Raw genomic sequence first — 14,681 nt, 5'->3', positions numbered from 1 at the left:
CTTCCTGCTACTTCCTACTTTATATTCATCGTTAAATCAACAAACACAGAAGGTCCGGCATCTTGAGCAGCTTTAATATCCGATTCTGTTAAGGAAGAACCTTTGGCAATCAACAAATCCCCTTCCAGGTTATAAATATCTTCTGTCACTCTTTTACCAGTCAATAATTCAGTCTGTTTCGATTTGATCGTTTGCAAACCATGCTGTTGAGTCTGGATTGTTTCAACCTCTTCTTCATATACAGGATGAGGATTTTCCAGTTGTTCAAACGTACCTTTAAAATATTCTACTGCATCTTCGTTTACAATGATGATATCCTTTCCAAAGGTCAGTACATGCTCAGTTCCAAGGAAATATGTACTATCCTGTGCAACTAACTCTAATGAAACGATTGCGCCTGTTTCATCATCCACATAGAATTCATGAATATTCCCGATCATTTGCCCTTTACGGGTCATTACGCGAGTATCATTGATTTTGATTTTTTTGTTTACCAGCTGGTTGGCAATCGGAATTTCATTCAGGTCGATGACCGCATTCTCATTTTCTACCGTGACGGCATACTCCCCGATTCCTACTACTTTCTTGAAAGGAATTGCTTTGACACTCACTTGCCAATCTTCATGTTCGATGGTCAAAAAGTCGACGGATCCTTTTTCCGGATTTATAACAAGGGATTTCACTCTCCCTATTTCACTTCCATCGTTAATACTAATAATCGGTAATGTTTTCATCTCTGCACTTTTCTTCATGTCATCTCACCTATTCTATCAATTTATTTCGTCTGTTTTTCCAAGGCAAATTCTTTGGTTTGTTCTATGTCCAATAAGATGTAAGGATATTCCATGAACCTATCTTCAATTCCTTTAATGAACATGCACAAATCCACATATTGCTCTGTTGAAATGTAATGATCCATTAATATCCTTGCAAATGTATAGTAATCCTGATCATGTAGACTGGGATGTAAATAATGCTTAATCATGTTTTCCATTTGATCTGTCGTTAACAGACTTCTAGAAAGTGAGATTTGTTCGATCATTGTCTTCATTACTTCTCTCATGATCCTATGGCGATTTGGAAGTTCATCAATATAAGTATCCTCTTCTTTAAGCGCGGTATTAATATCAGTCTCTACGATCTCTAACGTTGACTCTGTTTGCTCGTTTACTTCCTCACGTTCAGAGTCACCTTTTTCATCGCTCAATTCTTCTTCTGTAACAGATTCATCACCTACTTCTGGAATATCCTCCTCGAATAGGCCTGCCTCTTCTTCTTCCACCTCTGGTTCATCCTGCAAATTAGTATCATCGATCATACTTTCGATTTCACTTAAATCCCCATCATTAAAGATTTCATTTTGGTTTTCTATCACTTCTACTTTTCCCGTCATTTCGTTGGTATTTTCAATAAACCATTCACTCTCATCTTCGGGAACAGGTATTATGTCTGTGTCTCTTTCTGATTCGCTCATTTCTTCAACGGGAGAATGTATAAGTTCAATCTCGTCAATAGGTGGTTCATCTTCCTCAATCTCGAGTATTTCCTCTTGGTCGATTATTGACTCTATTTGTTCTGGCACTTCTTCAACTGGAAGAATGTCATTATCAGGCGTGTTTTCCAAGACTTCCTCACTATGTATATCAGGATGAGCTGTCTGAGGTTGGTAGACTTCGTACTTCTGTTCCTCATACACTTCCACTTCACTTCCTGCAGCAGCCACCATCATCCCGCTGAATCGTTGGTCAATCATATAAGAAGCAACCCCCAATAAAGCCATTAACATAATTGCAATTGCCCACATCGGGTATTGACTCGATGCAACAATCCCAAGGAGTGTCAAACCAAATGATATACCGGCCAGTATTAATTTCCCCTGCTTGCTGATGCCTATCGGAACAAAATATAAAATAGGTAACAAAAGAATGAGTGCCAACAACGAAAATAGGTAAATCATCTTATATTCAACTCCTTCCTGTGATATATTTCTTATAAATCAGACTTTTTTTAACAAGTTTCGACTACTAGATATTGTATAATAAAGTCAGGTATTTTGAAAGCAGGTGTTGGGGTGAAACTGATAAAAATATTAAAAAATAATAGAGGCTTAACTTTGATAGAACTTTTGGTATCCATAACGATTCTCGGAATTGTCCTTTTAAGCTTCATGAACTTCTTTCTTCAATCGAGTACATATACAAATAGTAATCAAAAGAAGACTGTGGGAGTCAACGTTGCGAGAAATGTTCTCATGTTCATGGAGAAACAGGATTTTCTGGAGATCAGAAATTTTTTTAACGAAGTGAACACCGGCCAGCATCCCCCCGAAGATGATTTTCTTGCATTATTTATCTGTAATGATAGCTATCTTACTTTCTCTAACTCTGCCGCTGAATCAGAAATCAGTCAGGCATGCCCCCAGAAAAAAAACATTACCGTCAACGGACTGGAATATGAAGCCTCCATTTCTTCAGAAGAAGTGTCATCATCTGAAGAATTAAATTCCTACATTCCAATAACAGTCAAAGTGAGGTGGACCATAGATGATCATGAATACAGTACGACATTGGATGGCAAAGTCAAAAGCGAAGATATCCGATAACAGGGGTGTCACCCTGATTGAATTGTTGGTTACACTTACTATATCGGCCATTCTTCTCCCTGTTACATATGGAGCTTTCATAACGGGTTATAAAGTCTACGAAAAAGTTTCAATCGATGCCCAATTACGGGAGGATGCAGATTATGTCTCAGCCATGGTGATGAAGAATCTCTATTCCTATCCTTTCGACAGAATAGAAGAATGTTCATCCTCCAATGAAAGCTGCATTACATTTGTGAATGACAGTGAAAAAAACGTGACTCCCTACTCTGACAAATCTTTCTATGAAGTAGAAAATGCAGAAGTCATAAATGATCAACAGACACTCGAGCTTGTTCAAGTTGACGGAAAAGAGCAATGGAGCTTCAACGGGGAAATCCTTGCTACTCCATCCGATTTTACCGGTTCAAAGGTTTTTACCAGCTGCTCATCCGATCCCTGTGAAAATGCCATCATTCAATTAACCTACAACGTAAGCGATACCCGTTTTCATAAAACACTACAATTAGAAAGCAGCTTCGGCTTTTAGAAGGGAGGAAATCACATGTTTATGAATCAAAGAGGAAATGCCCTGTTGACCGTTTTAATCACCTCCCTGGTCATGGTAACGATCGGAATGGCCATCATGAGCTCTACAATAGGAGGTGCCAACCGAACGGAAGTAAGGGAAACGGATATTGATATTACATACGAGGGAATAAAAGCAGTTGAGGAAATTTCTGCGAAACTTATCTCTCAGCTGCAACCAACGAAACCTTTGGATATTGATGGATTGACGACAGGTAATATCAATACGAAAGTGACTGACTTCATAAGAACAGACATCATCCCATCCTATCAATCTTCTGATTCTATCAAATGTATTACAATCGTAGATGTAAGCGGTGATAGAGCGTCTAATTTACTGGGAGACCAATGCGAGAGGGCAAATAATCTTCAGTATCACACGTTCGGTTTGGAATTTCTCAATACAAACCTTACAAGGGTTTATGAGATTATCGTCAACACAAAAAACCCTGATGCAGAGGAAGGAAAAGTTGAAAAGATTGTCCGTAAGCGTATTATCCTATCTCCTATCCCAAGTTTCCTGAAATACACACTGGGAGCCAGGGAACTACTGGAATTAAACGGATCACCTCATCTTGTAGGCAATGTATATGCTCAATCACTAGACATCAGAGAGGATGCCAATTATCAGTTGTCCAATCATAAGGATAAAAAAGTGGCTGCACCTTTCCCATCCATCATCGGGGATATTTATACCAGCTATGACAAAGACAATTATGCGCAAATGAAATCCCTAGTGGATACAAATCAGTTTTACCCGCACGTCTCAGCACCTAACATAAAGCAGGACAGTCAATTTACCGACATTTCATTTGACCAGACGTACAATGATGAAGTTGGAAAAGTATTAAATTCCCTGGATCTTTCACTCAATAACAACTTGACTCAGGTAAATTTACGAAATACGATCACCCGTAACTTTCTAACAGACGGTTCTCTCTTCCTGCCGCTGTTGAAAGGCATATTGGATCCCAATGTACAAGGTATAGTAAAAGCCGATAGGAGTATCACCGTAAAGAATCTCGTTCATAGCGGAGTTGACCTCATCGTCAACGGTGATGTTAACATTCTGGCAGATTCAGCGATGAATATCGGAAATATCATCTCTACAGGAAATGTAACCATTTCAAATGTCTCAGGGGACATGTCGATCGGAAACATTGTCGCAGCCGGTAAAGTGTCCATTGAAGCGAATGCTCCCATCAGCCTGAAAGAGAATATTGTCAGTTTCGATAATATGACGATTCAATCCCAGAACTCTACCTCAAGGATTGAAGGCAACGTTTTTTCAGGGAAGAACTTAACCATTCAAGGAGACGCAAATGATCAAGGTGAAGAAGATGATGAAATGGCATTTGATTCTGTCATCTATGCCAAGGGAAAGACCAGCATCTCGAACTTGAACATCACAGGTATAAAAAATCCTTTAGGCTCAGATACTTCCGGACAGCTGATTTTACTTTCTAAAGGAGAACTGTTGGTCACGAGGATGAATGAATTTCAATATTATACTGATGAAAATGAAAAGAAAGAGACCGACCTATTACCAGATCCATCTGAAAACATTAAACCATTACAAGCCTTCTTATATACGGATAGTGACGCAACATTATATGGAGTCGGTTCTCTTTTCTATGTGAACGGCGGCGTTTTTTCTAAAGGGAATCTGACTATAAATGCCGTTCGCGGAAAAGTCGATGATATGGATCGAATTGAAACTGACCTTTTTTCAAATCAGGAAGAAAAGCTATCCCGATTTATCGTCCATTATAATCGGGATGTTCTTCTCTCAAAGTTGGAGGCTTTGCCAAGGGTAGAATCCCTCTCACTCATAAGTGACGAAATCATCGTCCAGTAAAAAAGCGAGCCCATGATTTCTCATGGACTCGCTTTTCCTTTACCATCTGCCATCAATGCTGCCGTCTTCCGTATCAGGATCTTCGTCTTCTTCTGAAACAACTTCGAAAATCGCCCTGGCTTTAATATCCGGGTTTTCGTCTGATGTCACAGTGATGGTTGTCACTCCACTTTTCTCGGGGATCACTTTCCATTGTCCGTCTTCTTTTACGATATCGACGACACCATTTCCTGTATCTGTTACACTCTTGATGTTTTGGTTTGTCGCATTGGTAGGATTGAAGATTAAATTTGAAACAATGTCAAAGTCGTCTCCCTCAAGAAGCAACGTATACTTGGATTGATCAAAATCCATACTTTCGAGCTTTACTACCCTGGATTTTACGATGACCTGGATATATTTTTTGTACTTTCCATTTTTGGTCTCTACTTTAACCACATCGATTCCGGGAGATATTCCGGTGATTTTATTCTCCTTGGAAGAAATGGTTTGTGTATACACCGAGTTTAAGAGTAAATCGTCACCAGGGGTTACACTGACACGATAGTTATTATTTGGCTTTCCAAATGGAAACACGTCGATATCAAATGTCTTCGTTTCGCCTACATATAATTCAATAATAGAAGGCACACGTATTAAGTCGTCCCCTTCGATCCAGACGGATTTCCCGATGATGTAGTCATCGAGTGCAAACCCGCCGCTTGCTTTCACCTGGACTTCATTCTTGCCGAACATATCGAGCGTCTTCCACTCTTCCACGTTAATGCTCTTCCATCCATCAATTGGTTCATCCTCATTCAGAATACGGTATTGATATGTCACATCTTGACCTGGCACACCGTTTGATAAGCTGAATTCTGCCTCGTTCGAAATGGAAGCTCCATCCTCCAACGTATTCTTAGTGACAGTATCTTTTACAGTCAAATCCGGAATAAATGATAACTCAGAAGTGGATCCATCTTTATAGGTGATCGATAGCCAGGTAGTACCTGCAACTAATTCCTTTACGGCTTTATTCGGATAACGGCTACTTCCTCCAGCTTCTAGAACTGCGAGAGTCGTTTCCCCCTGCCCCGAAACCCTTACTTTTTTGATCACTCCATTAGAATATCCGTCATACGCATACTCTTTTTGACTGTAATACTTCCTGGTCCTTACTTTTGCACTTAGTTCACTTTGGTCAGGAGTCAAATTACTGATCACTTTTGTACCAAATCTGGAATCGATATAAGAAACCCTTGGCTGAGGCATTTTCACATTGTTGATGGCCCACACTGCCTTCATCTTCATATTCGCCGAAAGGGTAGGTTGCGAGAATTTCCCTTTATCAAAGCCAACCTTTTGAGTTAATTTCATGACTGCCGTTCGTTGACCATCAACGCTCTCTATTGAAACATTGGTGTTATCCGCAATATCCACCCCTTCAGGTAGCGGCTGGTAAATAATGATGTCTGTTACATTTCCCTTAGCATTTGGATTTTCCAGACCTCCAAATTCCAACTGATATTTTCCTGTAAAAGAGTTTGTATCTTCTCCTTGCTCAATAATTAAATTGAATAATTCCTGCTTATTCTTATTCAGTTCAAGTTTTCCTGTAACGGATGCAGGTGCATCGTCCTTCACCTGGATCGTCACGGATTGGGTGTTTGTATATCTCCAGGCTGTCTCTTCTGCTGATTTGTATTGTATTTTCAAGTTATTAAATGTGTAGGTACCCTTTGTCGTAAATTCTACCGGTAATGACACTGTAATAGGTGACGGTGCTCCTTGCCCCACTTCATAAACGGTGGAAAACGGCAAATACACAAAGTTATTGACCACTTTATACTGATTTCGGTCAACCGTTACGTTTGCCGGCAATGGCACGACGACTTCCCCATCTAATTTGACTGAGTTTAATTTATTCGCCAATTTTTCAAACGCATCCGAAACACTTCCCTCGCTTGCCTTTATGAAGCTACCCGAAGTTTGCTGTGCAAGCATTTGTAGGTATCGGTCATCCAGGTCCCCTTCCCCGTATCCAAGGGTGTGCATGGTGATTTTAGCGTTATATAATTCTTTGGAGACTTCAAGACCTTTTTGTTTAATTAAGGCCTGCATTTGTTGACTGTTCGTTTCTAGATCTCCTGGATTGTACCACCCGGGATTAAAAGAGGTACCGTCCATTGAAAAAGCAGAAGGAATAAATAATGATTTCAGCTTACTATTATCCGTTGAATATATTTTATGAAGCCACTTGTTGTAACTGTAACGATTTTGATAATCATAGACTACTTGTTCATCACTTTCAACCACTCCTGTTTCACTGCAAAATACCAACCAGTATCTTGTACATACTTCTTTTTTAACTTTCTCAATTGCTGTAGCTATCATGGGCTGTCCGTCCGTTAAAAACACAATATATTTTTCATTAGGAGAGTTTTTCAGCATATTTTTCGCGGCACGCAAAGGATCTGTATAATTTGTGCCTCCATTAGCGGTGGTATGTAACATAGAAGTTTTGATGGCATCGAGGTCATTGCTTAATGGAACAATCGTTTCAACATCAGAAGAAAAGGTAATGAGGGAAAAACGGTCATTTCTTTGTTTATTCTTTTCAAAGAATTGGACAGCGCTGGTCAGACCATTCTTTGCGTTTTGCAGCTTATTATTCGTACTGTTCATTGAACCTGATTTATCAAACACAAAGACGACGTCAATCGGTGGACGGCTGGTCTCTTTCACTTCACCTGAAGGGATAATATTGAAATCCAATGACGCTTTTGCATTACCTTCTACAGGTTTTACAATTACTTCTTGTGAAGGTGTTGCATTAAAGTCTACTCTCAGGTCTTCATTTCCCTTTGCAAAGGCACTGCTTGAATGGAAAATGAATGCAAATATCAAGAACACTAGTAACGGAAGTTTTGGTTGAATTCTCATTATATCCCTCTTTTTGGCATCCTGTAATACTTTCATTATATCAATCTCAAAACTATTTTAATAGGACTTAATACTCAAGATCTATTCTTTTTTCATAAAGAAAGGATGCCTCTTTGTTCATTAGACATCCTCTCCATCACTTCACATACTGCGCCACCCGATTCCGCCCTGCCTGCTTCGCACCCGTATAAAGCGCACGGTCCGCATGACGAATCAACGCCAATGTATCGTCTGCATCTTCCGGAGCAGTCGATACTCCAATACTCGCCGTAATCCTTACCATCATCTGCTTATTGGACTCGTCCAAACTATCATGCAGTGTGAATGGCTGATTGGCAATCGTGCTCCTGACATACTCTGCGATTTGGAGTGCCTCTTCCCTTTCCGTGTTCGGAAGGAGGATCACAAATTCTTCCCCTCCGTATCTCGCCACCGTCCCTTTGGAATCGATCAGCGTGCGCAAGCGGTCGGCAAGTTCAATCAGGATTTCGTTTCCACTCTGGTGTCCGTAGTTATCATTGATCACTTTGAAGTGGTCCAGGTCAAGCATGATAAGTGAGAGATTTTTTCTTTTTCCTGCCTCAAGATTGTTATATTCCATGGATAGGAGGTCTTCGAAGTAACGGTAATTGTAAAGGCCTGTAAGGGCGCATCGTTCACTGTTTTTCTTTGTACGTTCGTGGTGCCTTGCATTGGCGATCGCCACTCCGAAATAGGAGCAAAGGATATCGACGATCATCAGTTGGAATTTCTCATATGCCTTCTTTTTGGAAGAAGCGAGGAGAAGGATGCCCCTCACTTTCTGGCTTCTGACGATGGGCACACATAGTACACTTTCTACATCTTCAGGCATGTAGCCTTCTGCAATATCGGTCCACTCAGACCGGGACGTGTAAAGGACGGACTTCCCCGTCTCCCATACCACACCGCTGATTCCCTGGTTTTTCTTAAGGGGGCGCAGATTATTGGATTTCATTTCTCCATTTTCAACACGGCGGAGAAGCACTAATTCTTCTTCATGGCAATCAAGGATGTACGCATACTCTACAGGAAGGGTCTCGATGATCTTCTCGATGAAAATATCAAGTACTTCTGTGACTTTCAGGCTCTCGGTTAACTGGTGACCGATTTCCCCGGCTTTCTGGAGGTATTCATTGATCTTTTCTGAAGAATTATAAAGCTTCAAGATGATGGATAGACTGACGAAGGGGACGCCGATCAGCAATGATGCAATGGCTCCGAGCTCAAATGTTAAATAATAGAGTGATAGAGACAAAGGGAACATGATCATATTCGCAGTAAAATCCCATATGAAGTCCTTACTGTAAAAGCGCACATCATTATTAGCCACATAATGATGGTACAAAAGGAGCAGAATCTGATTGATCATAATGGATACAACCTGATAGCAAAGGATCGGAATAATCAGCTGCCCCAGATCCCTCTCAGCAATTTCCCCGCCAAGCATAAAGTAAATTAATCCACTGATGCATGAAACGAGAAAAAACATCAATGAATTCAAAGGGATTCTATGCCAGTCGTTCTTCGTCACCCTTAGTCTTATGAGCAATGGGATGATAGAAAATTGCATGAGGACGATTTCAATAAATAGTCCATATTTAATGAAACCAACAAGAGTCACCCACTGGATGAAAAATATGGTGGCACCGTTAATAACGATGGGCATGAGGGGAATGAAAGTGGCAAAGGCCACTAATGTAATGAACTCCAACTCATTTCCTGCAATATTTTCAGGGGGATAGTATTGATATGTAAAATACAAGCCGGCCGGCACAACGGCAAGCCATGCCAGCAACAAGTACAGCTTTTTCTTTAAAGGTAACGTCATATCTATCCCCCATAGGTTTCATTGAATAAGTATAGTCTGATCATACTATACTAGTTAAATAGTCACAAGTTTAAGAATATTTTATCAAAGCACCCAAACAAAGTCACTTAATTTTTTCTGTAATTTTCCAATAAAGGAAGTAAATACGGTTTTACTTCAGATAAAAAGTAGAGAGACCCCGTTATGAGCAGTACTTCATCATCCTGCATGATGGATAGTTTATCTTTGAGGTATGCTTTCCAATCATGCACTTTTACCTTATTCGGGTGTAAAGATACGGAATAAAGCTCTTCAACGGATGCCACTCTCGGAAAGTCAAAGGTCGTAAATGCAATAGAATCCGCTGCATCTTCCAAATGATTGATCATCGGTTTTAATTCTTTATCATGGAGTGCCGAGAAGAGAACGGTTACTTTCTTATGGAGGAAGCGTTCTTTCATCGTCTTTACAAGGGCCGCCACTCCTTCTGGATTGTGGGCTCCATCAATATAAATGTCACGGGTATCCGATAAAGCTTCCATTCTTCCCGGCCAAGTGGCCTTTTTCAATCCATGCCTGATGTTCTCGATACCTATTTTCATCTCACACGTTTTCTCGAGAAGCTCGACTACCTTGATGGCTAGAGCAGCATTATTGATTTGATGGTTCCCGATCATTGAAATCTCGAACACATCATGTAGAAGGGGCGACTGGTACTCGAACCTCTCCCCTTTCTCTAAAAGGGCCGTACGCTTTGCCGAGAAATCCTCACTCAGCTGAAAGAGCTCACTCCCCACCTCTACAGCCTTATCTTCTAATACCTTTCTTGCTTCTGGTTGATGCACACCCGAAACAACCGGCACATTGTTCTTAATGATACCCGCTTTTTCATAAGCGATATCTTCTATCCGGTTGCCAAGAAACTGCATATGATCCATTCCGATACTCGTAATCACTGAAAGCATAGGGGTGATGACATTCGTTGAATCAAGCCTTCCCCCGAGGCCAACCTCATAGAGTACCAGATCGACGGGCTTCATTTCGGCAAAATAGTAAAAGCTCATGGCTGTAATGACTTCGAATTCGGATGGAGGACCCCATTCCGAATTCTCCATCCTTTCTGCGACCGGCTTGATTTTTTCTACAAGTAAGGTCAGATCATCGTCACTGACAGGATTTCCATTGATGCTGATACGTTCGTTGAAACGTTCGAAATAAGGAGAAGTAAATGTCCCAACAGTGTATCCTGCATCTTGTAACACATTTCTCAAGTAGGTGACGGTAGATCCTTTTCCGTTCGTTCCACCGATGTGGATCGTTCTCTGTTTTTGATGGGGATTCCCAAGTTCCTCCAAGAGGTGATTCATCCGCATCAATCCCGGCTTGATTCCAAGTCTCAGCCTTGAGTGTATCCATTCGACTGCCGATTCATAATTCAACAATTTTCTTTCACTCCCACTTGGATGTCATTAGAAAAAGGGCCTTCATCAGGTCTGATGGTCGGCGATGCACCCACCTATCCATCTGACCTGAATCGATTGCCCTCTTCTTACCCTTTATTCAATATAAACATTAAACTGATTTAAGCTCTTCGATTCGTGCTTTAACAGTCGCTTGTTTCTCTAAATAATCTTTTTCTTTCTCTTTTTCCTCATCGACTACTTTCTGAGGGGCTTTACTTACAAACTTTTCATTGTTCAACTTACCTTGAACCCGGGAAACTTCTTTCGTCCATTTGTCGAGTTCTTTTTGAAGTCGGGCGATTTCTTCTTCAATATTGATCAGCCCTTCTAATGGAAGGTAGAGGTCCACTCCTGTAACCACTGCCGTCATTGCTTTTTCCGGCGCTTCTAAATCTGTGCCCATCTCAAGCTTCTCAGGATTACAGAACTTCTCGATATACGATTGATTCTTTTCGATGATTGTCAGGGTATGGGCATCCTTTGCTTTTAGCATCAAGTTGATTTGCTTGCTCATTGGTGTATTCACTTCTGCACGAACATTCCGTACAGCGCGGATGATGTCAACCAGAAGCTTCATTTCTTCTGCTGCCGCTTTATCCGTCAGCTTTTCATCAACCGTTGGCCATGCTGCAACCGTGATGGATTCGCCTTGATGCGGCAAGTTCTGCCATATTTCCTCGGTAATAAACGGCATGAATGGGTGTAAAAGTCTCATTGTGTTGTCGAGTACATAGGCCAGGATCGAGCGGGTCGTCCTTTTCGCCGCTTCATCCTCACCGTAAAGAGGCAGCTTCGCCATTTCAATGTACCAGTCACAGAAGTCATCCCAGATGAAGTTGTATAGTATGCGTCCCACTTCACCGAATTCGTAACGATCTGCAAGTCGTGTAACTGTCTCGATCGTTTCATTCAAGCGTGTCAGGATCCATTTATCCGCAACGGACTTTTCACCTGATAAATCGATTTCATCGTATGTCATTCCATCCATATTCATCAATGCGAATCGGGAGGCATTCCAGATCTTGTTCGCAAAGTTCCAAACACTTTCCACTTTCTCAAATGAGAAGCGCAGATCCTGTCCTGGTGAGCTTCCGGTTGTAAGGAAGTAGCGAAGGGAGTCGGAACCGTATTTTTCGATGACTTCCATAGGGTCAATACCGTTTCCTAGTGACTTACTCATCTTACGCCCTTCAGCATCACGAACCAAACCGTGAATCAATACATCTTTGAATGGACGTTCTCCAGTAAATTCAAGACCTTGGAAAATCATACGTGAAACCCAGAAAGGAATGATATCGTAACCTGTAACTAGAGTACTTGTCGGGTAATATCTCTTAAAGTCTTCTGCGTTTGTATCCGGCCAGCCAAGGGTAGAGAATGGCCATAGTGCTGAACTGAACCACGTATCAAGTACATCATCTTCCTGTGTCCATTGTTCAATATCCTCAGGAGCTTTTTCACCTACATAAATTTCTCCCGTTTCATTATGGTACCAGGCTGGAATTCTATGTCCCCACCATAATTGTCGAGAGATACACCAGTCACGTGTGTTCTCCATCCAACGAAGATACGTGTTCTCAAAACGATCTGGAACAAAGTTTACTTTATTTTCATCTTTTTGAAGTTGAATGGATTTTTCAGCCAGGGAATCCATTTTCACGAACCATTGTTTTGAAAGGTACGGCTCTACGATTGCCCCACTACGCTCGGAGTGCCCAACCGAATGCATATGCTCTTCAATCTTGAACAACACTTCTGATTCCTGAAGATCCTTTACGATTTGCTTACGGCAGTCAAAACGGTCCATGCCGTTATACTTGTCAGCTCTCTCGTTCATCGTTCCATCTTCATTCATCACTAAGATGCGTTCAAGATTATGGCGGTTCCCGATTTCAAAGTCATTCGGGTCATGGGCCGGTGTGATTTTCACCGCTCCAGAACCGAATTCCATATCCACATAATCATCACCGACGATCGGGATTTCACGTCCAACGATTGGCAGGGTAACCTTTTTCCCGATGAGATGCTTGTAGCGATCGTCTTCTGGATGTACCGCTACCGCTGTATCACCAAGCATCGTTTCCGGACGCGTTGTCGCGATTTCAATGTGGCCACTTCCATCAGCAAGAGGGTATCTCATGTGATAGAATGCCCCTTGAACATCTTTATGAATAACCTCGATATCTGATAGCGCAGTCTTTGTTGCAGGATCCCAGTTGATGATATATTCACCGCGATAGATCAATCCTTTATTGTAAAGATCGATGAATACTTTCTGAACCGCATCCGATAATCCTTCATCAAGTGTGAAGCGTTCACGGCTGTAATCAAGACCAAGTCCTACCTTAGCCCACTGCTGGCGGATATGCTCGGCATACTCTTCTTTCCATTTCCATGTTTCTTCCACGAATTTCTCACGGCCGAGGTCATACCGTGAAATTCCCTGGTTACGAAGTTTTTCATCTACTTTTGCCTGAGTGGCAATTCCTGCATGGTCCATACCTGGCAGCCAAAGTACGTCGTACCCCTGCATCCGTTTCATTCTTGTCAGGATGTCCTGCAGTGCTGTGTCCCATGCGTGACCAAGATGAAGTTTCCCCGTTACGTTCGGCGGAGGGATAACGATGGTGTAAGGCTCCTTCTCCTTATCGTTCGTCGCTTCGAAGTACTTGCCTTCTAGCCACCATTTGTAGCGTCCCTGTTCAATGGCATTGGGATCATATTTCGTCGGCATTGCTAATTGTTGATCTTGAGTTTCCATGTGATTTCCTCCTATATCATACTGTGAGTCATTTTCAAAAAAAAATAAAAAAATCCCCCGTCCTGTGAAAAGGACGAAGGATTCCATTCGCGGTACCACCTTTTTTCTCAGGAGAAAGAAGACTCCTGAACTCTCGACGGAAATAACGGCTTTTAACCGGCTTCTACTACTCTCATTTCATAGAAACAGCTCTTCAGGCGACCTTCCATTGTCTTAACGTAGAAAATCTCTCAGCAAACGATTTTCCTCTCTGAAAGTAAGGACCAATGTACTCTTCCTGTTCATTGCTTTTCGTGATTATTCATTTATTCATTATAGTATAGGAAAAGATAAACTTTCGTCAATCATTATTGGCGATTTTGTTGAAAAATATTCATTTCGCCTATACATAGGCACCATTCCATCCTTCATTCATAAGATAAAGTAGTGAATCTACCCAGAAAGTGAGTGGATGTTTATGAAGAAAATCAACCAGTATACGTTGCAGAAATGGATGGGGAATGCCCGTCTCATATGTAAGCAGTTCATCATTCCTTTTACCATCTTCCAAGGGATCCGCACCATCTTGCTCCCAACCACTTTTGATGTTCTTCTGTTGACCCTGTTCATTGGTATCGGCCTTGCCATCTACTTTGATTGGATTTAAAGAACTGACGACATATGAATTCGTCAGTTCTTTT

The 14,681-nt window shown here is 41.4% G+C and carries 10 protein-coding genes and 1 other annotated feature; of the genes, 4 read left to right on the top strand and 6 right to left on the bottom strand.

Features of this window, described 5'->3' with window-relative positions; translation table 11 throughout:
• Positions 1–14: 14 nt before the first annotated feature.
• Positions 15–752, bottom strand: coding sequence for a PRC-barrel domain-containing protein (locus KYJ26_RS08395; RefSeq protein WP_219166814.1), 738 nt, complete (start codon positions 750–752; stop codon positions 15–17).
• A 23-nt stretch (positions 753–775) separates the two neighbouring features.
• A complete protein-coding gene (locus KYJ26_RS08390; RefSeq protein WP_219166813.1) occupies positions 776–1,957 on the bottom strand; it encodes a hypothetical protein in 1,182 nt (393 codons plus the stop codon).
• Positions 1,958–2,071: 114 nt separating this feature from the next.
• Here KYJ26_RS08390 and KYJ26_RS08385 point away from each other — a divergent pair, with 114 nt between their 5' ends.
• From KYJ26_RS08385 to KYJ26_RS08375, 3 genes are read left to right on the top strand one after another with little or no spacing between them, the layout of a single operon-like run.
• The gene (locus KYJ26_RS08385; protein WP_308807552.1) at positions 2,072–2,602 is read left to right on the top strand and encodes a type IV pilus modification PilV family protein; all 531 of its coding nucleotides are present in this window, start codon (positions 2,072–2,074) and stop codon (positions 2,600–2,602) included.
• Positions 2,544–3,131 carry a PilW family protein gene (locus tag KYJ26_RS08380; RefSeq protein WP_219166810.1) on the top strand — a complete coding sequence of 196 codons (588 nt, stop codon included), beginning with the start codon at positions 2,544–2,546 and terminating at the stop codon, positions 3,129–3,131. Before KYJ26_RS08385 ends, KYJ26_RS08380 begins: the two co-directional genes overlap by 59 nt.
• Positions 3,132–3,146: 15 nt before the next feature.
• Positions 3,147–5,027, top strand: coding sequence for a FapA family protein (locus KYJ26_RS08375; protein WP_219166809.1), 1,881 nt, complete (start codon positions 3,147–3,149; stop codon positions 5,025–5,027).
• A gap of 39 nt (positions 5,028–5,066) precedes the next feature.
• Here KYJ26_RS08375 and KYJ26_RS08370 read toward each other — a convergent pair whose 3' ends face one another.
• The 4 genes from KYJ26_RS08370 to KYJ26_RS08355 form a co-directional block, all read right to left on the bottom strand.
• Positions 5,067–7,949, bottom strand: coding sequence for a vWA domain-containing protein (locus KYJ26_RS08370; protein ID WP_219166808.1), 2,883 nt, complete (start codon positions 7,947–7,949; stop codon positions 5,067–5,069).
• A gap of 136 nt (positions 7,950–8,085) precedes the next feature.
• The gene (locus tag KYJ26_RS08365) at positions 8,086–9,798 is read right to left on the bottom strand and encodes a sensor domain-containing diguanylate cyclase (protein WP_219166807.1); all 1,713 of its coding nucleotides are present in this window, start codon (positions 9,796–9,798) and stop codon (positions 8,086–8,088) included.
• 107 nt (positions 9,799–9,905) lie between these two features.
• Positions 9,906–11,219: a bifunctional folylpolyglutamate synthase/dihydrofolate synthase gene (locus KYJ26_RS08360; protein WP_257474929.1), complete on the bottom strand. Its 1,314-nt coding sequence runs from the start codon at positions 11,217–11,219 to the stop codon at positions 9,906–9,908.
• A gap of 130 nt (positions 11,220–11,349) precedes the next feature.
• Positions 11,350–14,001 (bottom strand): valine--tRNA ligase, encoded by a 2,652-nt coding sequence (locus KYJ26_RS08355; protein WP_219166806.1) that lies wholly within the window; start codon positions 13,999–14,001, stop codon positions 11,350–11,352.
• Positions 14,002–14,067: 66 nt separating this feature from the next.
• Positions 14,068–14,295 (bottom strand) — a binding site (T-box leader).
• Positions 14,296–14,458: 163 nt separating this feature from the next.
• Between KYJ26_RS08355 and KYJ26_RS08350 the strand changes: the two genes are divergently transcribed.
• Positions 14,459–14,647, top strand: a complete 189-nt coding sequence (locus tag KYJ26_RS08350; RefSeq protein ID WP_034760497.1) for a hypothetical protein — start codon at positions 14,459–14,461, stop codon at positions 14,645–14,647.
• Positions 14,648–14,681 lie beyond the last annotated feature (34 nt).

This window comes from Rossellomorea orangium (assembly GCF_019334305.1).
Taxonomy (GTDB): domain Bacteria; phylum Bacillota; class Bacilli; order Bacillales; family Bacillaceae_B; genus Rossellomorea.
The sequence above is the reverse complement of the archived record's forward strand: the minus strand, read 5'-3'. Positions and strand labels throughout refer to the sequence as shown.

What these genes read in the sequence shown, in the direction of transcription:
- KYJ26_RS08395 (WP_219166814.1), bottom strand. Translation starts at nt 752, where the DNA reads ATGAAGAAAAGTGCAGAGATGAAAACATTACCGATTATTAGTATTAAC.
- KYJ26_RS08390 (WP_219166813.1), bottom strand. Translation starts at nt 1,957, where the DNA reads ATGATTTACCTATTTTCGTTGTTGGCACTCATTCTTTTGTTACCTATT.
- KYJ26_RS08380 (WP_219166810.1), top strand. Translation starts at nt 2,544, where the DNA reads ATGATCATGAATACAGTACGACATTGGATGGCAAAGTCAAAAGCGAAG.
- KYJ26_RS08375 (WP_219166809.1), top strand. Translation starts at nt 3,147, where the DNA reads ATGTTTATGAATCAAAGAGGAAATGCCCTGTTGACCGTTTTAATCACC.
- KYJ26_RS08370 (WP_219166808.1), bottom strand. Translation starts at nt 7,949, where the DNA reads ATGAGAATTCAACCAAAACTTCCGTTACTAGTGTTCTTGATATTTGCA.
- KYJ26_RS08365 (WP_219166807.1), bottom strand. Translation starts at nt 9,798, where the DNA reads ATGACGTTACCTTTAAAGAAAAAGCTGTACTTGTTGCTGGCATGGCTT.
- KYJ26_RS08355 (WP_219166806.1), bottom strand. Translation starts at nt 14,001, where the DNA reads ATGGAAACTCAAGATCAACAATTAGCAATGCCGACGAAATATGATCCC.
- KYJ26_RS08350 (WP_034760497.1), top strand. Translation starts at nt 14,459, where the DNA reads ATGAAGAAAATCAACCAGTATACGTTGCAGAAATGGATGGGGAATGCC.